At 68.2% G+C, this 19,242-nt stretch carries 19 protein-coding genes and 2 tRNA genes; 17 read left to right on the forward strand and 4 right to left on the reverse strand.

What is annotated here, in order from left to right:
* Window positions 1-5: 5 nt before the first annotated feature.
* From ccmA to N7367_RS11120, 11 genes are all read left to right on the forward strand, one after another.
* Complete coding sequence (gene ccmA / locus N7367_RS11070) at window positions 6-635, forward strand: heme ABC exporter ATP-binding protein CcmA (RefSeq protein ID WP_053516874.1); 630 nt, start codon at window positions 6-8, stop codon at window positions 633-635.
* On the forward strand, window positions 632-1,327 hold the full coding sequence (ccmB, locus tag N7367_RS11075; protein WP_053516872.1) for a heme exporter protein CcmB: 696 nt from the start codon (window positions 632-634) through the stop codon (window positions 1,325-1,327). Before ccmA ends, ccmB begins: the two co-directional genes overlap by 4 nt.
* Before the next feature lie 43 nt (window positions 1,328-1,370).
* Complete coding sequence (ccmC, locus tag N7367_RS11080) at window positions 1,371-2,141, forward strand: heme ABC transporter permease CcmC (protein ID WP_065181944.1); 771 nt, start codon at window positions 1,371-1,373, stop codon at window positions 2,139-2,141.
* Window positions 2,138-2,326 (forward strand): heme exporter protein CcmD, encoded by a 189-nt coding sequence (gene ccmD / locus N7367_RS11085; protein ID WP_053516869.1) that lies wholly within the window; start codon window positions 2,138-2,140, stop codon window positions 2,324-2,326. Before ccmC ends, ccmD begins: the two co-directional genes overlap by 4 nt.
* Complete coding sequence (ccmE, locus tag N7367_RS11090; protein WP_262218736.1) at window positions 2,323-2,799, forward strand: cytochrome c maturation protein CcmE; 477 nt, start codon at window positions 2,323-2,325, stop codon at window positions 2,797-2,799. Before ccmD ends, ccmE begins: the two co-directional genes overlap by 4 nt.
* Window positions 2,800-4,719: a heme lyase CcmF/NrfE family subunit gene (locus N7367_RS11095; protein ID WP_279942392.1), complete on the forward strand. Its 1,920-nt coding sequence runs from the start codon at window positions 2,800-2,802 to the stop codon at window positions 4,717-4,719.
* Between the two features lie 8 nt (window positions 4,720-4,727).
* Complete coding sequence (locus N7367_RS11100; RefSeq protein ID WP_053516864.1) at window positions 4,728-5,345, forward strand: DsbE family thiol:disulfide interchange protein; 618 nt, start codon at window positions 4,728-4,730, stop codon at window positions 5,343-5,345.
* Window positions 5,314-5,796 (forward strand): cytochrome c-type biogenesis protein, encoded by a 483-nt coding sequence (locus N7367_RS11105; RefSeq protein WP_231107762.1) that lies wholly within the window; start codon window positions 5,314-5,316, stop codon window positions 5,794-5,796. The genes N7367_RS11100 and N7367_RS11105 overlap by 32 nt, the downstream gene beginning before the upstream one ends.
* Window positions 5,793-6,782: a tetratricopeptide repeat protein gene (locus N7367_RS11110; RefSeq protein ID WP_279942393.1), complete on the forward strand. Its 990-nt coding sequence runs from the start codon at window positions 5,793-5,795 to the stop codon at window positions 6,780-6,782. The genes N7367_RS11105 and N7367_RS11110 overlap by 4 nt, the downstream gene beginning before the upstream one ends.
* Window positions 6,783-6,943: 161 nt before the next feature.
* Entirely contained in the window at window positions 6,944-8,056 is a 1,113-nt protein-coding gene (locus tag N7367_RS11115; RefSeq protein WP_111186426.1) for a homoserine O-acetyltransferase, read from the forward strand.
* Window positions 8,056-8,397: a DUF1294 domain-containing protein gene (locus N7367_RS11120; protein WP_279942394.1), complete on the forward strand. Its 342-nt coding sequence runs from the start codon at window positions 8,056-8,058 to the stop codon at window positions 8,395-8,397. Before N7367_RS11115 ends, N7367_RS11120 begins: the two co-directional genes overlap by 1 nt.
* Window positions 8,398-8,410: 13 nt before the next feature.
* Here the strand turns inward: N7367_RS11120 and cydC are convergent, their stop codons facing one another.
* Entirely contained in the window at window positions 8,411-10,084 is a 1,674-nt protein-coding gene (gene cydC / locus N7367_RS11125) for a thiol reductant ABC exporter subunit CydC (RefSeq protein WP_279942395.1), read from the reverse strand.
* Window positions 10,081-11,820 carry a thiol reductant ABC exporter subunit CydD gene (cydD, locus tag N7367_RS11130; protein ID WP_065181938.1) on the reverse strand — a complete coding sequence of 580 codons (1,740 nt, stop codon included), beginning with the start codon at window positions 11,818-11,820 and terminating at the stop codon, window positions 10,081-10,083. Before cydD ends, cydC begins: the two co-directional genes overlap by 4 nt.
* Before the next feature lie 228 nt (window positions 11,821-12,048).
* Here cydD and N7367_RS11135 point away from each other — a divergent pair, with 228 nt between their 5' ends.
* The 6 genes from N7367_RS11135 to N7367_RS11160 all read left to right on the forward strand — a co-directional run bounded on the left by N7367_RS11135 (window position 12,049) and on the right by N7367_RS11160 (window position 16,773).
* Window positions 12,049-13,638 (forward strand): cytochrome ubiquinol oxidase subunit I, encoded by a 1,590-nt coding sequence (locus N7367_RS11135; protein ID WP_053520344.1) that lies wholly within the window; start codon window positions 12,049-12,051, stop codon window positions 13,636-13,638.
* 17 nt (window positions 13,639-13,655) lie between these two features.
* A complete protein-coding gene (cydB, locus tag N7367_RS11140) occupies window positions 13,656-14,807 on the forward strand; it encodes a cytochrome d ubiquinol oxidase subunit II (protein WP_279942396.1) in 1,152 nt (383 codons plus the stop codon).
* A 27-nt stretch (window positions 14,808-14,834) separates the two neighbouring features.
* Window positions 14,835-14,951, forward strand: a complete 117-nt coding sequence (cydX, locus tag N7367_RS11145) for a cytochrome bd-I oxidase subunit CydX (RefSeq protein WP_053520342.1) — start codon at window positions 14,835-14,837, stop codon at window positions 14,949-14,951.
* 55 nt (window positions 14,952-15,006) lie between these two features.
* Window positions 15,007-15,083 (forward strand) — tRNA-Pro (locus tag N7367_RS11150).
* 140 nt (window positions 15,084-15,223) lie between these two features.
* Window positions 15,224-15,300, forward strand: a tRNA-Pro gene (locus N7367_RS11155).
* 267 nt (window positions 15,301-15,567) lie between these two features.
* Entirely contained in the window at window positions 15,568-16,773 is a 1,206-nt protein-coding gene (locus N7367_RS11160; RefSeq protein WP_197600310.1) for an MFS transporter, read from the forward strand.
* 38 nt (window positions 16,774-16,811) lie between these two features.
* On the opposite strand, the gene N7367_RS11165 is transcribed toward N7367_RS11160, so the two are convergent.
* Entirely contained in the window at window positions 16,812-18,083 is a 1,272-nt protein-coding gene (locus N7367_RS11165) for a glutamate-5-semialdehyde dehydrogenase (RefSeq protein WP_279942397.1), read from the reverse strand.
* Window positions 18,080-19,237: a glutamate 5-kinase gene (proB, locus tag N7367_RS11170; protein ID WP_053519697.1), complete on the reverse strand. Its 1,158-nt coding sequence runs from the start codon at window positions 19,235-19,237 to the stop codon at window positions 18,080-18,082. Before proB ends, N7367_RS11165 begins: the two co-directional genes overlap by 4 nt.
* Window positions 19,238-19,242 lie beyond the last annotated feature (5 nt).

Raw genomic sequence — 19,242 nt, forward strand, 5'->3', positions numbered from 1 at the left:
GCCCCTTGGACACCCCTGCATTGCTGGCCGCCAGCGGCCTGAGCTTCTCGCGCAATGACGCGCCCGTGTTCGGCCCGCTGGACTTCCACGTGGATGCTGGCGAGGCGCTGCTCGTGCAGGGCGGCAACGGTGCCGGCAAGACCACCCTGCTGCGCGTGCTCGCCGGCCTTGCGCGACCCGGCGCCGGCCAGGTGCGGATCGACGGCAGGCCCGCCAGCAACGCCGAACGGGCGCGCTACGTCGCCTATCTCAGCCATCTTCCCGCGCTGAAGCCGGACCTGGACACGCTGGAGAACCTGCACTTCCTGTGCGGCCTGCACGGGCGCCGCGCGCGGCAGATGCCGGGCAATGCGCTGGCCATCGTCGGCCTGGCCGGGTATGAGGACACCCTGGTGCGGCACCTGTCGGCCGGACAGAAGCGGCGGCTGGCGCTGGCCCGCATCTGGCTCTCGCCCGCCCCGCTGTGGCTGCTCGACGAGCCCTACGCCAACCTCGACCTGGAGGGCATCACCCTGGTCAACCGGATGATTTCGGCACACCTGCGTGCAGGTGGCGCCGCCCTGGTCACCACCCATGGGGCCTACGCCGCACCACCGGTGCGTACCCGCCAGCTCGACCTCGGCGGTGCCGCATGATCGCCCCGGGTACCGAACCGGGCCTGTGGCAGACCGCGCGCGCCCTGGTCAGGCGTGACCTGCGCCTGCTCTGGCGCCGCCGCGGCGATGCGTTGCAGCCGCTGCTGTTCGCCCTGCTGGTGGTGGTGCTGTTCGCACTGGCACAGGGACGCGATCCACAGCCGCTGGCGGCGACCGCTGGTGCGGTGCTGTGGCTGGCGGTGCTGCTGGCCGGGCAGCTTGCGCTGGATTCGCTGTTCCGCTCCGACGCGGAGGATGGCTCGCTGGAGCAATGGCTGCTGGCACCGGTGCCACTGGCGTGGCTGGTGCTGGTGCGGGTGCTGCTGCACTGGGCCACCACGGCCCTGCCACTGATCGTACTGAGCCCGCTGCTGGCGGAAATGCTGCATCTGCCGCATGACCAGCTGCCGATGTTGCTGGCATCGTTGCTGCTGGGAACACCGTTGCTGAGCCTGATCGGTGGTGTGGTCGCTGCACTGACCGTGGGCATCCGGCGCTCTGGTATTCTCGTGGCGTTGCTGTCGTTGCCGTTGTACGTGCCGGTGCTGGTCTTCGGTGCAGGCAGCCTGGCTGCAGCCAGCCGTGGACAGGATCCGGTCGGCGCGCTGCTGATGCTGGGTGCCGGCCTGCTGGTGGCACTGGTGCTGGCACCGCTGGCGACTGCCGCTGCGATTCGTATTTCTCTGAGTTGATCGAGCTGAGAGCCAATCCACCCCTGCTGGATAGCCGTCACGCATGAATCCGATTGTCCGCTGGTTCCACCAACTCGGTTCTCCGCCCACGTTCGATCGTTTCGCCGCCCGCTGGTCGCGGGTGTTCTACCTCGCGGCCGTGCCGGTCCTGCTTGTCGGAATCTGGCAGGCATTGCTGGTGGTGCCGCCGGAAGCCCGGCAGCTGGACAGTTTCCGCATCCTCTACATCCATGTGCCCAGCGCCTGGATGAGCCTGTTCGTATTCGCGCTGATGGCGCTGTACGCCGCCATTGCCCTGATCTGGCGGATCAAGGTCTGCGAGATCCTGGCCATGGCGTGCGCGCCGATGGGCGCGGGGTTCACGCTGATCACCCTGCTCACCGGCAGCATCTGGGGCAAGGGCACGTGGGGGACCTGGTGGGACTGGGACCCGCGCATGACCAGCGAACTGGTGCTGCTGTTCCTGTATCTGGGCGTGATCGGCCTGTACCACGCCATCGAGGACCGCCGCAGTGCCGCCCGTGCGGCCGGCCTGCTGGCCATCGTCGGCGTCAGCCTGCTGCCGGTGATCCGCTATTCCGTGGACTGGTGGGGTGGGTTGCACCAGCGCCAGTCGATCAACGTGTTCGGTGAATCGGCCATCGACAGTGCGATGATCGCCCCCCTGTGGTGGATGGTGATCGGCACCAAGTTCTGGTTCGCCGGTTCAGTGCTGGCCAAGGCGCGTGCCGACAATCTCGACCGCGAGGCCGGCAAGGCCTGGGTCGGTGGCCGCATCGACGCCGCGCAGGCTGCTGCGGAGAACCCGCAATGAGCCACCTGCCCTACGTGATCGGTGCGTACGCGGTGTTCGTGCTGGTGCTCTGCGCCGACGCGCTCGGTTCCTGGCTGCGCCTGCGCGCCGCCCGGCGCATGGCACAGGCCCGGCAGCAGCGGCAGCAGGCACGTGCCAGCGCCCAGGATGTCCCACCGTCGCTGTCCACGGAGCTGGAACGATGACACCGGTCCAACGCCGCCGCCTGGCCTGGGTCCTGCTGGCCCTGCTCGCTTCCGGCCTGGCCACCGCGCTGGTGGCGATGGCACTGGAGCGCAACATTGCCTACCTGTACACGCCCTCCGAAGTGCTGCGTGGCGACGTCGAGCCGCAATCGCGGTTCCGCCTCGGTGGCATGGTGGTGAAGGGTTCCTTCAACCGCCCGCCCGGCTCGCTGGATGCCCACTTCCTGGTCACCGATGGCGATGCCCAGCTGGCGGTGACGACCTCGCGCATCCTGCCGGACATGTTCGCCGAAGGCACGGCCGTGGTCGCCAGCGGCCGCCTGCAGGAGGGCGCGCTGCAGAATGCCGTGTTCATCGCCGACGAAGTGCTGGCCAAGCATGACGAGCAGTACGTGCCGAAGGAAGTGGCCGACAAGATGGGCCAGGCCCATCTCAAGCACGACGTGCCGGTGACGGCACCCGAGGTCCGCTGAGTGCTGCCCGAACTGGGTCAGATCCTGCTGCTGTGCGCACTGCTGGCGTCGCTGCTGCTGGCCGGCCTGCCGCTGGCCGGTGCCCATCGCGGCAACGCGGCGTGGATGGCGGTGGCACGGCCGGCCGCTTACGCGCAGCTGCTGCTGGTGGCCGGTGCATTCGCGGTGCTGACCGCCACCTTCGTGCAGCAGGACTTCTCGGTGCGCTACGTGGCCGAGAACTCCAACTCGCTGCTGCCACTCATCTACCGCTACTCGGCGGTGTGGGGCGCGCACGAAGGCTCGCTGCTGATGTGGGCGCTGGTGCTGGCGCTGTGGACTGGAGCGGTCGCGCTGTTCTCACGGCACCTGCCCCGGCACGTGCAGGCGCGCGTGCTGGCGGTGATGGGCATCGTCAGCGTGGGCTTCCTCGCCTTCCTGATCTTCACCTCCAACCCGTTCCTGCGCTTGAACCCGGCCCCGCTGGAGGGCCGTGACCTCAATCCGCTGCTGCAGGATCCGGGACTGATCATCCACCCGCCGATGCTGTACCTGGGCTACGTGGGTTTCGCGGTGCCGTTCGCCTTCGCCGTGGCCGCGCTGCTGGAGGGACGCGTGGACGCGCGCTGGCTGCGCTGGACGCGGCCATGGACCAATGTCGCCTGGGCCTTCCTGACCCTGGGCATCGCCCTGGGCAGCTGGTGGGCCTACTACGAACTGGGCTGGGGCGGCTGGTGGTTCTGGGATCCGGTCGAGAACGCCAGCTTCATGCCGTGGCTGGTCGGCGCCGCACTGATCCACTCCCAAGCGGTCACCGAGAAGCGCGGCACCTTCGGCAGCTGGACCCTGCTGCTGGCGATCGCCGCATTCGCGCTGTCGCTGCTGGGCACGTTCCTGGTGCGCTCCGGCGTGCTGACCAGCGTGCACTCGTTCGCCGCCGATCCTTCGCGGGGCCTGTTCATCCTCGTGTTCCTGTCACTGCTGGTGGGTGGAAGCCTGCTGCTGTACACGCTGCGCGCGGGCCAGCTGAGCATCGACGCCGATGATGCCCGCCGCGGCTTCACCGCAACCTCGCGCGAAACGCTGCTGCTGGCCAACAACCTGCTGCTGGCCACCGCCTGCGCGATGGTCCTGCTCGGCACGCTGTACCCGCTGCTGGCCGATGCGCTGGCGCTGGGAAAGATTTCGGTCGGCCCACCCTACTTCGGCAGCCTGTTCCTGCTGTTGATGGCGCCGTTGGTGCTGCTGCTGCCCTTCGGCCCGCTGGTGAAATGGCAGCGCGACCAGCCTTCGCACACGATGGCCCTGCTCGCCCCCTGGTTCGGCCTGGCGGTACTGCTCGGTGCGCTGGCCTGGTGGCAGGCGCCGCAGAACGGATGGAAAGCCGGCATCGGCGTCGCCGCGGCGGCCTGGGTCGCGCTGGGCACCGCCCGCTTCGTCTGGCAGCGGTTGCGTGGCAATGGCCGCTTTACTGCCGAAATGCTCGGCATGATCGTTGCCCATGCCGGCGTCGCCGTGTTTCTGGCGGGCGCGTTGCTGGTGGAAGCGCTGAACGTGCAGCGCGAAGTGGCGCTGGCACCGGGCCAGCAGATCGTGGTCGGCGGTCACGAAGTGCGCTTCGAAGGCGTGGATCACCGCGAGGGCCCCAACTTCATTGCCGACCGCGGTCATCTGCGGGTGTTCCGCGACGGCCGCGAACTGGCCCTGCTGCATCCGGAGAAGCGGCAGTACGCCAGCGGTGGCCAGGTGATGACCGAGGCCGGCATCGATGCGCGCATCGGCGGTGATGTCTACGTGGCATTGGGTGAGCCGCTGGGCAACAATGCATGGGCGGTCCGCGTCCACATCAAACCGTTCGTGCGCTGGATCTGGCTGGGCGCGCTGCTGATGGCCCTGGGTGGATTCATCACCGCCGCTGACCGCCGCTTCCGTCGTCCGTAGGAGTTTCCATGTCCGAGTCCCCCGCCCCGCGCCCCTCCCGCCCGCTGCCGCCGGTCGCCATCGTTATCGGCGTGCTGTTCTTCTTCGGCCTGCTCGGGTTGATGATCTACGGCGTGATGAAGTCGGGCGACCCGCAGCGCGACGTGCTGCCTTCGGCCCTCATCGACAAGCCCGCCCCCGCCTTCGCGCTGCCGGTGCTGCACGATCCGCAGATGATCGTGCGCAGCGAAGAACTGCGCGGTGCGCCCTATCTGCTGAACGTCTGGGGCAGCTGGTGCGCGGCCTGCCGCGAGGAACACCCGGTACTGACCCGTTTCGCCGAGAGCAAGCGCGTGCGCGTGATCGGCTACAACTGGAAAGACGACCCCACCGATGCCCTGCACTGGCTGGAACAGCTGGGCAATCCGTTCATGGTCGTGCTCAGCGACATCGAAGGCCGTACCGCGATCGACTGGGGCGTAACGGCCGCGCCGGAGACCTTCCTCGTCGACGGCAGCGGCATCGTGCGCTGGAAGTACAGCGGAGCGATGACGCAGAAGGTGGTCGACGAGAAGCTGATCCCGGCGCTGGAGAAGATCGAGAAGGCTCAGAACGATGCGGCCGGTTCGCAGCGCGTTGCTCCGTAGCGGCCTGCGCGGGCTGCTGGTACTGCTGCTGGCCGGGTCGTTGCCCGGCCTGGCGCAGCAACCACTGCATGACCCAAAGCCGCTGCAGTTCCGTGATGCAGCGGAGGAGCGTCGTTTCCACGACCTCGCCGCGCAGCTGCGCTGCGTGCAGTGCCAGAACCAGTCGCTGGCCGATTCCAACGCCCAGATCGCCCAGGACCTGCGCCGGGAGGTACTGCAGCTGATGCAGCAGGGCCATGACGATACGCAGATCAAGCGCTTCCTCGTCGCCCGCTATGGCGACTTCGTGCTTTACCAGCCCCCACTGCAGCCGGGCACCTGGTTGCTGTGGGGTGGTCCGCTGCTGGTACTGGGCGCCGGCGCGCTGGTGGTGGTGGGCATCGTCCGCCGTCGTGCCCGCACCGTGGCCGCCGCACCGCCGACATCGGCCGACGTGGGAGAGGACTGGTGAACGATTGGCTGCTTTTCGCGGCTGCCGCCAGCGCTGCGCTCACTGCGCTGCTGGTGTTGTGGCCGCTGCGGCGGCAAGGCCGCACCGGCTTCGTCGTCGCCGTGGCTGCCGTGGGCATCGCCGGCGCCTGCCTGTACCAGCTGGTGGGGTACCCGCAGGCGGCACGGGTGCAGCCGGCGCCATCGGTGGCGACCCTGCGCGAGGGCGTGCAGGCCCTGCAGGGCGCGCTGCAGCGCGATCCACAACGTGCCGATGGCTGGGCCCTGCTCGGCCGCTCGCAGAGCGAACTGGGCAACGCCGCCGCGGCTGCCGAAGCCTTCGCACGCGCGGTGGCACTGGCACCGGACGACCCGGGCGTGCTGGTGGAAGCGGCGCAGGCGCGCGCCCAGGCCGATGCCGGAAAGCAGTTCGACGACACCGCTGTATCGTGGCTGCAGCGGGCGCGCACGCTGGCGCCCGAAGCCGAACGGGCCAGCTGGCTGCTCGGCATCGCCCTGCGCCAGCGCGGCCGCAACAACGAAGCCGCCGATGTCTGGAGCGGCCTGCTGCCGCACCTGGAACCGGGTGCCGCGCAGGCGCTGCAGGCACAGATCGCCATTGCCCGCGAAGCGGCCGCACAGGCGCATGATCCGGCCCCGGCGACCTCGCCTGCACTGCTGCAGGTGCGTGTGCAGCTGCCCACCTCCGTGCAGCATGCGCAATGGCCCGCGGGCGCGCAGATCTTCGTGCTGGCACGTGCGGTCGGCGGCCCGCCGATGCCGGTCGCGGTGCGCAAGCTGCCTCTGGCTGGTTTTCCCGGCACGGTCGGACTTGGCGACGGCGACAGTCCAATGCCCACCGCCCCCCTGTCAGCGCATCGCGAGGTGGAAGTGCTGGCGCGGATCTCGCGCAGTGGCAGTGCCAATCGCGGCGACGGTGACCTGCAGAGCCTGCCGGTAAAGGTGACCCTGCCGCATGAGGACGTGGTGGAACTGCGGTTTCCGTAGCACCGCACCGCTGCGCTCGCCGGGCACGGCCCGGCGCTACCTGTGCGCTTGCCATCGGTAGCGCCGGGCCCTGCCCGACAGAGGGTTGGCGTGCGACATTCGCCCGCTGATGGAAACCAGCGTGTCGCCAGCTCCACATGTGGCCCCGCTAGAATGCCCGCATGACCGAATTCATTCCGCCCGGCACCCGCTTCCATGCCCTGCCTTCGCCCTTCCCGTTCAAGCGCGGCGGCGCCCTGCACGGTGCGCGCGTGGCCTACGAGACCTGGGGCACGCTGGCTGCCGATGGGGGCAACGCGATCCTGATCGTCACCGGCCTGTCGCCGGACGCACATGCCGCCGGCAACGCAGGCAATCCCGCACCGGGCTGGTGGGAGGCGATGCTCGGGCCGGGCAAGCCGATCGATACCGACCGCTGGTTCGTGGTCTGCGTGAACTCGCTGGGCAGCTGCAAGGGCTCGACAGGACCGGCATCGATCAATCCGGCGACCGGCGAACCGTACCGACTCGACTTTCCCGAACTGTCGATCGAAGACGGCGCACGCGCCGCCGTCGAGGTGGTGCGTGCGCTGGGTATCGAACGGCTGGCCTGCGTGATCGGCAACTCGATGGGCGGCATGACCGCGCTGGCGGTGCTGATGCTGCATCCGGGAATCGCGCGCAGCCACATCAACATTTCCGGCAGTGCGCAGGCTCTGCCGTTCTCCATCGCCATCCGATCGCTGCAGCGGGAAGCGATCCGTCTCGATCCACGCTGGAACAGTGGCCGCTACGACGACACCCAGTACCCTGAATCCGGCATGCGCATGGCGCGCAAGCTGGGGGTGATCACCTACCGCTCGGCGCTGGAATGGGACGGCCGCTTCGGTCGCGTGCGCCTGGATTCGGACCAGGCCGACGACGATCCGTTCGGCCTGGAGTTCCAGGTCGAAAGTTATCTCGAAGGCCACGCGCGCCGCTTCGTGCGCTTCTTCGATCCGAACTGCTATCTGTACCTGAGCCGCTCGATGGACTGGTTCGACCTGGCCGAGTATGCCGATGGCGATGTCATGGCTGGACTGGCCAGAATCCGTGTGGACAAGGCGCTGGCCATCGGTGCCAACACCGACATCCTGTTCCCGGTGCAGCAGCAGCAGCAGGTGGCCGACGGCCTGCGCGCCGGCGGCGCCGATGCACGCTTCATCGGACTGGACTCGCCGCAGGGCCATGATGCCTTCCTGGTCGATTTCGATCGGTTCGGCCCGGCTGTTCGCAGCTTCCTCGACACGCTCTAGTGGGATGGCGGCGTCATCTCGCGCTGGCCGCCTTCGGCGCGCTGATCGCACTGACGATCAGCGGCGTTCTGCCCCTGTGGCTGGGCGGCTGGTGCCTGCTGGCCAGTGCCGTGTCGTTTGGCCTGTATGGCCATGACAAGCGCGCCGCACAACGCAACCACCGGCGCATTCCGGAACGGACACTCCAGCTGCTGGCCTTCGCCGGCGGCTGGCCTGGCGCATTGCTGGGCCAGGCGACGTTCCGCCACAAGCATCGCAAAGCCGCATTCCAGTGGGTGTTCGGGTTGTGCGTGCTGGCCAATGTGGCCTCGATCGCCGTGATGCTGCTCGAATTTTCCTGATGAGGCGCGCCGCTCACACCTCGCGGATCAGCACGCCATCGCGCAACCGGTACTGCGCGTCGACCACGCCATCGGGCAGGTCGTCATGGGTGATCATCAACAGGCTGCGACCGTCCAGCAGGCCGGCCAGATCCTGCAGCAGCGCATGGGCCGTGTCCACGTCCAGGCCTTCGGTCGGTTCGTCCAGCAACAGGATCGGCGCGTTGCGCAACAGCGCGCGGGCCAGCGCCAGGCGTCGCGCCTGACCCGCGGACATCGTCGCACCGTTCTCGCCAACCCAGGCCAGCAGGCCACCATTGCGCTCGGCCCACTCGCCCAGCCGCACCCTGTGCAACACCGCCCACAGTGCAGCATCGTCGGCATCAGGATCCCCCAGGCGCAGGTTCTCCGCCACGCTGCCGGCGAACACCGGGGCGTTCTGCGGCAGCCAGGCCAGCTGCCGATGCCAATCGGCCTGGGCGAAATCACGCAGGTCCCGCCCGCCATAGGTCAGCCGGCCCTGCTGCGGATCCCACAGGCGCAGCAGCAGGCTGGACAACGTGGTCTTGCCGCAGCCACTGTCGCCACGGATCGCGATGCGCTCGCCGGGCGCCAACGTCAGCTGCAGCCCGCGCAGCACCGGGCGTACCGCCCCCGGCCACTGGAAGTGGACGTCATCCCAGTGCACGCGTGCGTGCACCGGAACCGGCTGCGGTGCCAGCGGTTCGTCCACGGCCGGCGGCTGCTCGACGATGGACTGCAGGCGATCGGCCGAGATGCGACCGGACTGCAACGACTGCCATGCCAGGCCCATCCCCGCCCACAGCTCGATCAGCGCCACCGTCAGGAACACCAGTCCGGCTGCCATTTCAGCCGCGATGCGCTGCTGCTCGGCCGCATGCAGGGCCAGTGCCAGCATGGCCACCAGGCCGAGCCCGGCCACGCTGCCGTGCAGTGTCGACGCGGCGATCAGGCGCCAGCGGCGACGGCGATCACGCGCGGCCAACTGCTTGGCGGCCACCCGCACCTTCAGCTGCCACGCCGCATCGGCATGCAGCGTCGCCAGATCACCCGCGCCTTCCAGTCCTTCAAACGCGGCAGTGCGCAGCGCGGCTCGATGCGCGGCGCGATCCGCTTCCTCGCCATCGCGGCCACGCACGCCCAGCCACGGCACACCGAAGGCAATCAGCGCGGCCAGCACCGCCAGCAGCACCGCTGCGGACGGCAGGATCATCGCCGCCGACAGCACGGCCACCATCGACAGGGCACCCAGCGCGACCAGCGGGCCCAGCGCGCGGACCAGCAGGCCGTCCACTTCACCGATATCACCGAGCAGGCGCGCGAGCAGCTCGCCGGTGCGGGTGGCCCCCAGCCGCGCGGGCGCCAGCGGCAGGGCGCGCCGGAAGAACCACACCCGCAGGTCACGGGCGATGCGCAACGTGGCATCGTGGCCAACCAGCTTCTCGAAATAACGGGAAACGATGCGTGCCATGGTCAGGCCACGGATGCCGGCCGAAGGCGAAAAGAAGTTGAAGCCCTGGCCGAGACCGGCGGCACCGGCCAGCGCCGCTGCGGTGAGGAAGCCACCGGACAGGCCAAGCAGGGCGGTGCCTGCCAGCATCGTGGTCCACAGCAGCAGCATGGTCAGCAGCAGACGCGGCCGCTGCTGCAGGAACACCGCACGCAGCGTATCGGGCGAGCGGCTCATGCGTGCACCGCCTGCGCCGGCTCGACCAGACGGCCTTCCGGCAGCAGCAGGCAGCGATCAGCCCAGGCGATCACGGCCGGGCTGTGGGTGGCAACCACCACGCTGCGGCCACGCGCGTAGGCGGCAAGACTGCGCAGCAGTGCTGCTTCGGTATCTGCATCGAGGAAGGCGGTCGGCTCATCCAGCAACAGCACCTGCGGGTCGCGCAGCAGCAGGCGGGCCAGGCCGATGCGTCGTGCCTCGCCTCCGGACAGGCCGAAGCCGCGTTCACCGATGATCGTGTCCAGCCCCTGCGGCAGCCCCTGCGCGAACGTGAGCACCTGCGCTGCCTCGGCCACCGCGCGCAATCGTGCATCACTGGCGCCAGGATCGGCCAGCCGCAGGTTATCGGCGATGCTGCCGTGGAACAGATAGGGGCGCTGGCTGGCATAGGCCACCTGCACGCCGGGGCGCAGCATCAGCCTGCCCTCGCGCGGCGGCAGCCAGCCGGCCAGTGCCTCCAGCAGCGTGCTCTTGCCGCTGCCGCTGGCACCCACCAGTGCCAGCCGCTGGCCTGGCTCCAGCAACACATCCACGCCCTGCAGCACATCCTGTGACGCGCCCAGCGGGCGCAGCACCAGGCCCTGCGCCTGCAGCGGCGGCAGTGCGGCCTCGGCCGGCTCCACTGCCAGCGGCACGACCTCGTTCTCGATCAGTCCCTGCTCATCCGGCAACGACTGCAGCAGGCGCTCCACTTCGGCTGCCGCGGCCAGCGCGTTGGCACGATCGTGATAATGCGCGGCCAGCCGTCGCAGCGGCGCGTAGAATTCCGGTGCCAGCAGCAGGCAGAACAGGCCTGCGCCCAACGTCGGCACGGCCGCATGCAGCGACATCATGCCCAGATAGCTCAAGCCCAGGTACAGCGCGACCATCGCCACGCTGACGGAAGCGAAGAACTCCAGCACCGTGGACGACAGGAACGCGATCCGCAGCACTTTCATCGTGCGCAGCCGCACGCCCTCGGCAGCGGCTTCTATGCCCGCCAGCTCAGCCTCGCCCCGTCCGTACACGCGCAGCAGGCCCAGGCCCTTGATACGGTCGGCGAAATGGCCGCTCATGCGCGCCAGCTCACCCAGCTGCGCGCGACCTGCCGCTTCGGCGCCCCACCCCACCAGCATCATGAAGAACGGCACCAGCGGCGCCGTGAACAGCAGGATCAGCGCCACCACCCAATCCACCCAGGCCACCGCGGCCAGGATCAGCACGGGCACCACCACCACTTCAGTGCGCACCGGCAGGAAACCGCTGTAATAATTCTCGATCGCATCACCGTGATGCAGCAGCAGCTCGCCCAGCTCGCCGGTGCGGCGCTGCCGCAGCCACAGCGGCCCGTGGCCGAGCAGGCGCGCGAACACGCGCTCGCGCAGGGCCAGGCGGGCAGTGTCGGCAACATCGCCGGCGGCAGCCTGGGTCGCGCTGCCCAATGCCGTGCGCAGCAACAGGATCAGCGCCAGTGCGGCCAGCACCGGCAGGCCCGAGGACAGCGGCGCCTGCTCCACCAGCACCTGCTGCACCAGCCAGGCGATGGCGGCGGCCTGGCCGATCAGCAGCGCGCCGGACAGGCTGATGCATACGGCCGCCAGGCGCTGGCGGCCCCGTGCCCCCCGCGCAAGGTCGGCCAGCCACGCGGTGCGGGCACGCCGCTGCCGGTTCGTCTCGGCTTCCGGCGAAAGGACGGTCGGTTCGGCAGCGCTCAAAGGGTCTTCACAGGGAGTGGAGGATGGATGGCATTGTAGGCACAGGCAACAGCCTCCCCCTGCGGCCAGGGGTCGCAGTTTTCACAGGGCCCGCATACGATCTCTTCGCGCACCTGTTCATACATTGATCTGGATCAAGGCTGTCTGAAGTAGTCGGCCACATCATTCACGTCGTAGACCACCCTTCCCGCCACCTGCAACGGCACTATCCAACGAGGTAGCCAGGCCATGATTGATCAGACAGTCGTAGAACTGTCGCGGCTGCAATTCGCGCTGACCGCGATGTACCACTTCCTATTCGTACCACTCACCCTGGGCCTGTCGTTCATGGTCGCCATCATGGAGAGTGTGTACGTGATGACCGGCAAGGAGATCTGGCGCCGGATGACCCTGTTCTGGGGCGTGCTGTTCGGCATCAACTTCGCCATGGGCGTGGCCACCGGCATCGTCATGGAATTCCAGTTCGGCATGAACTGGTCGTACTACAGCCATTATGTGGGTGACATCTTCGGTGCGCCGCTGGCGATCGAAGGGCTGATGGCCTTCTTCCTGGAAGCCACCTTCGTCGGCCTGTTCTTCTTCGGCTGGAACCGCCTGAGCAAGGTCAAGCACCTGACGGTCACCTGGCTGATGGCGCTAGGCACCAACCTGTCGGCGGTGTGGATCCTGATCGCCAACGGCTGGATGCAGAACCCCACCGGCGCGGTGTTCAACCCGGAAACCATGCGCATGGAAGTGGTCGATTTCATGGCTGTGGTGTTCAACCCGGTGGCGCAGGCCAAGTTCGTGCATACCGTCAGCGCCGGCTACGTGACCGGCGCGGTGTTCGTGATGTCGATCAGCGCCCTGTTCCTGCTGCGCAACAAGCACAAGGACCTGGCCCGCCGTTCGTTCGCGGTGGCCGCGGCGTTCGGCCTGCTGTCATCGCTGTCGGTGGTGGTACTGGGCGATGAGAGTGGCTACGCCGCCAGCGAGCACCAGAAGATGAAGCTGGCCGCGATCGAGGCGATGTGGGAGACCGAGCGTGCCCCGGCGGACTTCACCGCCTTCGGCATTCCCAACCAGCAGACGCACCAGAACGACTATGCGGTGAAGATCCCATACCTGATGGGCCTGATCGCCACCCGTTCGCTGGACCAACCGATCCCGGGCATCCTGGAACTGGTGGAGCGCGCCGAGCACCGCGTACGCGGCGGCCAGCTCGCCTACGGTGCGCTGGAGCGCCTGCGCGCCAACAAGAACGACGTCGAAGCCCGTGAGATGTTCGACCGCCACTGGCAGGATCTGGGCCATGGGCTGCTGCTCAAGCGCTACCGCGAGGACATCCTCAACGCCACTCCCGAACAGATCTCGCAGGCGGCAATGGATACCGTGCCGCGCGTGATGCCGCTGTTCTGGACCTTCCGCGTGATGGCGGGCCTGGGCTTCTATCTGATCGCCTTCTTCGCATTGGCCTTCTACTACTCGTGCCGCAACAACTTCCAGGACAAGCGTTGGTTCCTCACGCTGGCCCTGTGGACGCTGCCGGCACCGTGGATCGCGATCGAATGCGGCTGGTTCGTGGCCGAGTACGGCCGTCAGCCCTGGGCGGTTGATGGCGTGCTGCCGACGTTCTACGCGGCATCGGGCCTGGCCCTGCACCAGATCGTGCTGACCCTGGCCGGCTTCACCGCGATCTACACCGCACTGATCGTGGTCGAGATCAAGCTGATGCTCAAGGCGATCCGCAAGGGTCCGGACGAGGTGCTGCCGTCGCTGCAGTCGCCCCGCCCGCATGCTTCCCACAATGCCGCAGCGCCGGCCGCCGGCCAGGCCTGAGGCAGGAGAAAACCAAGATGGATTTCATTCTTCTGGACTACACCACGCTGCGCGTGATCTGGTGGCTGCTGCTCGGCATCCTGCTGATCGGCTTCGCGGTGATGGATGGTTTCGACCTGGGAGTGGGCACGCTGCTGCCTTTCGTGGCCCGCACCGACGCCGAGCGCCGGCTGGTGATCAACACCATCGGCCCGGTATGGGAAGGCAACCAGGTGTGGCTGATCCTGGGTGGCGGTGCGATCTTCGCCGCCTGGCCGCCGCTGTACGCGGTCAGCTTCTCAGGCTTCTACCTGGCGATGTTCGTCATCCTGTTTGCCCTGATCCTGCGCCCGGTCGGCTTCAAGTTCCGCAGCAAGATGCCGGGCGAGCGCTGGCGCAACACCTGGGACTGGGCGCTGTTCATCGGCGGCTTCATCCCTGCGCTGATCATGGGCGTGGCGGTGGGCAACGTCCTGCTGGGCGTGCCGTTCCACTTCGATGACAGCATGCGCATCTTCTACACCGGCTCGTTCTTCGGGCTGCTGATGCCGTTCGCGCTGCTGGCCGGCCTGCTCAGCGTTTCCATGCTGGTGGCCCACGGTGCGGCGATGCTGGTGATCAAGACCGACGGCCCGGTGGCTGAACGCTCGGCGCGCTTTGGCAGCATTGCCGCGCTGATCGCCTTCGCACTGTTTGCGGTGGGGGGCGCCTGGGTGGCCTTCGGCCTGCCGGGCTACCAGATCACCTCGCAGGTGATCACCGACGGTGCCACCAACCCGCTGCTGAAGAGCGCCGAGCTCGGCGCGGCCGGCGGCTGGATGCGCAACTACAGCACCATGCCGGCGACCCTGCTGGCGCCGCTGGTCGGCCTGCTGGGCCTGCTCGCCAGCGCGGTGCTGCTGCGTGCCCGTCGCGGCGGCCTGGCCTTCATCGCCTCCGGCGCGGCCATCGCCGGCATCATCCTAACCGTCGGCTTTGCGATCTTCCCGTTCCTGCTGCCGTCCTCCAGCCAGCCCAACTCCAGCCTGACCGTGTGGGATGCCTCGTCCAGCCATCTGACCCTGTGGATCATGCTGCTGGCCACGGTGGTGTTCCTGCCGATCATCCTTGCTTACACCACCTGGGTGTACCGCGTGCTCAAGGGCAAGACCACCAGCGATGAAATGGGCAGCAACCCCAACGCCTACTGATCCCCAGCCTCCCAAGGAGAACCGAACATGTGGTATTTCGCCTGGATCCTCGGCGCCGGCCTCGCCTCGACGGTCGCCATCCTCAATGGCATGTGGTTCGAAGCCCGCGAACAGAACCGCATCGACACCGAGAATCGTCGCTGAAATGTAAAAAAACCTTGCCGCCCAGGCCTTCACACGGTATCTTAGGCGGCTCCTTCGGGGTGTAGCTCAGTCTGGTAGAGCGCTACGTTCGGGACGTAGAGGTCGCAGGTTCGAATCCTGTCTCCCCGACCACTTCGGTGGTCGCATTGAAGCCTGGTGAAGTCGTCCAGGCTTTTTTGTTCCCTGAAGAGCCGCTGCCCCGGCAGCGTGAAGGAAACGGCGTTCACCCCTTGCCGCCATCGGGGTGAATGGCTAGAATAGGCGGCTCCCTTCGGGGTGTAGCTCAGTCTGGTAGAGCGCTACGTTCGGGACGTAGAGGTCGCAGGTTCGAATCCTGTCTCCCCGACCACTCCGGTGGTCACCAAGAAGCCTGGAAGACGCCATCGTCCTCCGGGTTTTTTTGTGTCTGCGGTCCAGCGACCCGCCGGACGCGACGCCGGAGAGGCGCGCCGCAGCGTGCCGGAAAGTGCCGATAGCGACAGATTGCGTCGACGGGACCTCGCCCCGCCCGCCAGCCACGTACAATGATGTCCACTCCCCCACCCGCCGCGTCGGCGTAGACCGATGCCGGCGCTGCACGCCACTGTGGCGGCGTGCGACACCTGCAAGGACCACCATGAGCTCCTCCTCACCCGAATCGCCGTCGCTGCTGCACGGCCGCGTTCTGGCATTCGCCGCCATCCTGCTGGCGGCGGTCAACCTGCGCACTGCCGTCACCTCGATCACCCCGCTGCTGGACGTACTGGGCCAGCAGTTCGGATTCGGCACCACCATGACCGGCGTACTGGGCATGCTGCCGACCGCCTCGTTCGCGCTGTTCGGCGTGGCCACGCCGGCTGTGGCCCGGCGCCTGGGCCTGGAGCGCACCACCCTGCTGGCGATGATCCTGGCCACGGCAGGCCTGCTGCTGCGCTCCAGCGCCGGCAACGTCGGCACCCTGCTGCTGGGCGCGGTCGTCGCGCTGGCTGGAATGGGCATCGGCAACGTGGTGGTGCCGCCGCTGGTGAAGCGCTACTTCGCCAACAAGGTCGGCACCATGAGCACGCTCTACATCAGCGTGCTGCAGCTGGGCACCATGCTGCCGGCACTGCTGGCGGTGCCGGTGGCCAGCGCGGCCGGCTGGCGCGTATCGCTGGGCATGTGGGCATTGCTGGCATTGGCCGCCGCGCTGCCGTGGCTGGTACTGGCCAGGCGCGCGCCGAAGCCGCAGGCCGACGCTGCCGATCCCACCGCGCAGCCTCACGGCAAGGTCTGGCGCACCTCGTTGGGCTGGAGCATGACGCTGATGTTCGGCATGACATCGTTGATGACCTATTCGATGTTCACCTGGCTGCCGCGCATCGTGGTCGAAGCCGGCGCCACACCTGCGTTCGGTGGGGTGATGGTGGCGGTGTTCTCGGCGCTGGGCCTGTTGCCGTCGCTGGTCATTCCGTCGATGGCGGTGCGCCTGCAGAATCCGTTCCCGCTGGTCCTGATCGGCTATTCGTCATTCGTGATCGCCTTTGCCGGCCTGCTGCTGGCCCCCATGAAGGCGCCGCTGCTGTGGGCCTGCCTGCTCGGCGTGGGCCCCTCGACCTTCCCGCTGGCGCTGACCCTGATCAACCTGCGCACGCGTACCCCGACCGGTTCCGCCGCGCTGTCCGGCTTCATGCAGGGCGTGGGTTACAGCTTCAGCTGCCTGGGTCCGTTCCTGGTCGGTTGGCTGCATACCGTCAGCAACGGCTGGACGCTGCCGTTCGGCTTCCTGTTCGGCTGCGCCACGCTGATGCTGTGCGCATCGTGGGTGGCCTGCAAGCCGCGAAAGCTGGAAGACCTCTGGTAAATCGGATCGCCGCCGGCCAGCCCCGGCGGCTGCCGGGGTCAGACCCGCGTCTGACCCTCGCCGCGGACCACGAAGCGCTCGACCGTGAGCGCCTCCAGGCCCATCGGGCCATAGGCATGCAGGCGCGTGGTGGAGATGCCGATCTCGCTGCCCAGCCCAAGCTGGCCGCCGTCCGAAAAGCGCGAGGACGCGTTGACCATCACCACCGCCGAGCGCAGCGCATTGACGAACCGCTCGGCATTGACGGCATCGGTGGTCGCGATCACTTCGGTGTGATCGGAGGTGTAGCGGCGGATATGCGCGATTGCCCCATCGAGATCATCGACCACGCGCACGGCCAACACCAGATCGAGGAATTCGGCTGCGTAGTCCTCGTCGGTCGCCTCGGTGCTGCCCGGCAGCAACGGACGCGCGTGGGCATCCGCGCGCAGTTGTACGCCCCGTTCGCCAAGCGACTGCGCCACGCGCGGCAGGAACTCCGCCGCCACGCGCCGATGCACCAGCAGCGTCTCCAGTGAATTGCATGCGGCCGGCCGGCTGCACTTGCCATCGACCAGCAGGCCGATGGCCTGGTCGAGATCGGCGCTGGCATCCACGAACAGATGGCAGACGCCCTTGTAGTGCTTGATCACCGGTACGCGCGCGTGTTCGGCGACAAAGCGGATCAGGCCTTCGCCGCCCCGCGGAATCGCCAGGTCGATCAGCTCGTGCAGCTGCAGCAGCTCCAGCATCGCCTCACGCCGCAGGTCGGTCAGTACAGTCACCGCTGCGGGGGGAACACCGTTGGCCTGCAACGCACCGGCCAATGCCTGGGCAATGGCGGTATTGGAATGGATCGCCTCGGAGCCACCACGCAGGATCACGCCGTTGCCTGCCTTCAGGCACAGTGCGGCCGCTTCGGCGGTCACGTTCGGGCGCGCCTCGTAGATCATCGCGATCACGCCCAGCGGCACCCGCACTTTCTGCACGCGGATGCCATTGGGGCGGACGTCGTCGCGGGTCACCTGCCCGACTGGATCGGGCAACGCGGCAACCTCACGCACCGCGTCGGCCATCGCCAGCAGACGCGGCGGGTCCAGTGCCAGCCGGTCCAGCATGGCACTGCCGACGCCCTTGTCGCGCGCGGCGGCCAGGTCGCGCGCATTGCCGGCCAGGATCTGGCCGGCATTCACTTCCAGTGCCTGTGCCATGGCCTGCAGCAGCGCGCGCCGCGCTTCGCTGTCGAGGCCTGCAACCGCCTGGGCCGCGTCACGGCAGGCGCGTGCCTGTGCTTGGATGTCACTCATCGAGGTGTCCTGCGGTCCGGTCATGGCAGCACCAGATCGTCACGATGGACGACGCTGCCCCCATAGTTGTAGCCCAGTACGGCCTGGATGTCGCGCGAATGGCGGCCAGCGATGCGGCGCACGTCGTCAGCCGCGTACTGGCTGACACCACGGGCAACGCAGACCCGCCCTTCGGCGGTGTTCCAGCACACCTGCACCATGTCGCCCCGGCGGAAATCACCGTCGGCACCGGTGATGCCACCGGGCAGCAGCGAGGCGCCCTTCTCACGCATCGCCTGCGCCGCGCCCGCGTCGATCACGATCGCGCCATCGGCCAGGGGGGCATGGCGCAGCCAGTGCTTGCGCGCCGCTTCACGGCTGCGTGCGGCATGGATCCGGGTGCCGAACAGGCGATCCTGCGCCAGCGCGCGCACCACCTCGCCGCTGCGGCCGTTGAACAGATAGGTTTCGATACCCAGCCGGCCGGCCTTGGCTGCGGCCTCCAGCTTGGTACGCATGCCCCCGGTGCCCGCGCGCGAGCCGGCGCCGCCGGCCATCGCCAGCACGTCCGGGCCCAGTTCCGGCACATCGTGCAGCGGCCGTGCATCGGCCACGGTGCGCGGATCGGCGCTGTACAGGCCATCGATGTCGGTGGCGATGAACAATGCGTCAGCATCGACCAGCGCCGCCACGGTCGCGGCCAGGTTGTCGTTGTCGCCGAGCTTGAGTTCATCCACCGAGACGGTGTCGTTCTCGTTCACCACCGGCAGCGCACCCAGCCGCAGCAGTTCGGTGAGGGTGGCGCGGGCGTTGAGGTAGCGGCGGCGGTTGCGCAGGTCGTCGTGGGTCAGCAGCACCTGCGCGACCGGGCGCTCGAAGAAGCGCTGCCACAGGCCGATCAGCTGCGCCTGGCCAAGCGCAGCCAGTGCTTGCCGCGCGGCCATCGCAGCGCCCGGCGCATCGGCACGCGGCAGGATCGCGCGGCCGGCGGCGACCGCGCCGGACGAGACGATCACCACTTCGCGGCCGGCCAGCACATTGGCCGAGACGAACTGGGCCAGGCCCAGCGCATGGCGCGGTGACAGGCCGCCTCCATCGGCAGCGAGCAGGCTGCTGCCCACCTTCAGGACGGCACGTCGCCATGGCGGCAGCGCCTGTTCGGGAAACGGCGAAGCGACGGGGGCGGCGTGCGGGGTCATGGCCG

This window comes from Stenotrophomonas sp. GD04145 (assembly GCF_029835135.1).
Classification (GTDB): domain Bacteria; phylum Pseudomonadota; class Gammaproteobacteria; order Xanthomonadales; family Xanthomonadaceae; genus Stenotrophomonas; species Stenotrophomonas maltophilia_P.

Bases quoted from the DNA above. Each gene is read 5' to 3' on its own strand.
- ccmE (WP_262218736.1), top strand. From the start codon at position 2,323: ATGACACCGGTCCAACGCCGCCGCCTGGCCTGGGTCCTGCTGGCCCTG.
- cydX (WP_053520342.1), top strand. From the start codon at position 14,835: ATGTGGTATTTCGCCTGGATCCTCGGCGCCGGCCTCGCCTCGACGGTC.
- proB (WP_053519697.1), bottom strand. From the start codon at position 19,237: ATGACCCCGCACGCCGCCCCCGTCGCTTCGCCGTTTCCCGAACAGGCG.
- N7367_RS11100 (WP_053516864.1), top strand. From the start codon at position 4,728: ATGTCCGAGTCCCCCGCCCCGCGCCCCTCCCGCCCGCTGCCGCCGGTC.
- cydC (WP_279942395.1), bottom strand. From the start codon at position 10,084: ATGAGCCGCTCGCCCGATACGCTGCGTGCGGTGTTCCTGCAGCAGCGG.
- N7367_RS11165 (WP_279942397.1), bottom strand. From the start codon at position 18,083: ATGACCGGACCGCAGGACACCTCGATGAGTGACATCCAAGCACAGGCA.
- N7367_RS11160 (WP_197600310.1), top strand. From the start codon at position 15,568: ATGAGCTCCTCCTCACCCGAATCGCCGTCGCTGCTGCACGGCCGCGTT.
- N7367_RS11105 (WP_231107762.1), top strand. From the start codon at position 5,314: ATGCGGCCGGTTCGCAGCGCGTTGCTCCGTAGCGGCCTGCGCGGGCTG.
- cydB (WP_279942396.1), top strand. From the start codon at position 13,656: ATGGATTTCATTCTTCTGGACTACACCACGCTGCGCGTGATCTGGTGG.
- ccmD (WP_053516869.1), top strand. From the start codon at position 2,138: ATGAGCCACCTGCCCTACGTGATCGGTGCGTACGCGGTGTTCGTGCTG.
- ccmC (WP_065181944.1), top strand. From the start codon at position 1,371: ATGAATCCGATTGTCCGCTGGTTCCACCAACTCGGTTCTCCGCCCACG.
- N7367_RS11135 (WP_053520344.1), top strand. From the start codon at position 12,049: ATGATTGATCAGACAGTCGTAGAACTGTCGCGGCTGCAATTCGCGCTG.
- ccmB (WP_053516872.1), top strand. From the start codon at position 632: ATGATCGCCCCGGGTACCGAACCGGGCCTGTGGCAGACCGCGCGCGCC.
- N7367_RS11115 (WP_111186426.1), top strand. From the start codon at position 6,944: ATGACCGAATTCATTCCGCCCGGCACCCGCTTCCATGCCCTGCCTTCG.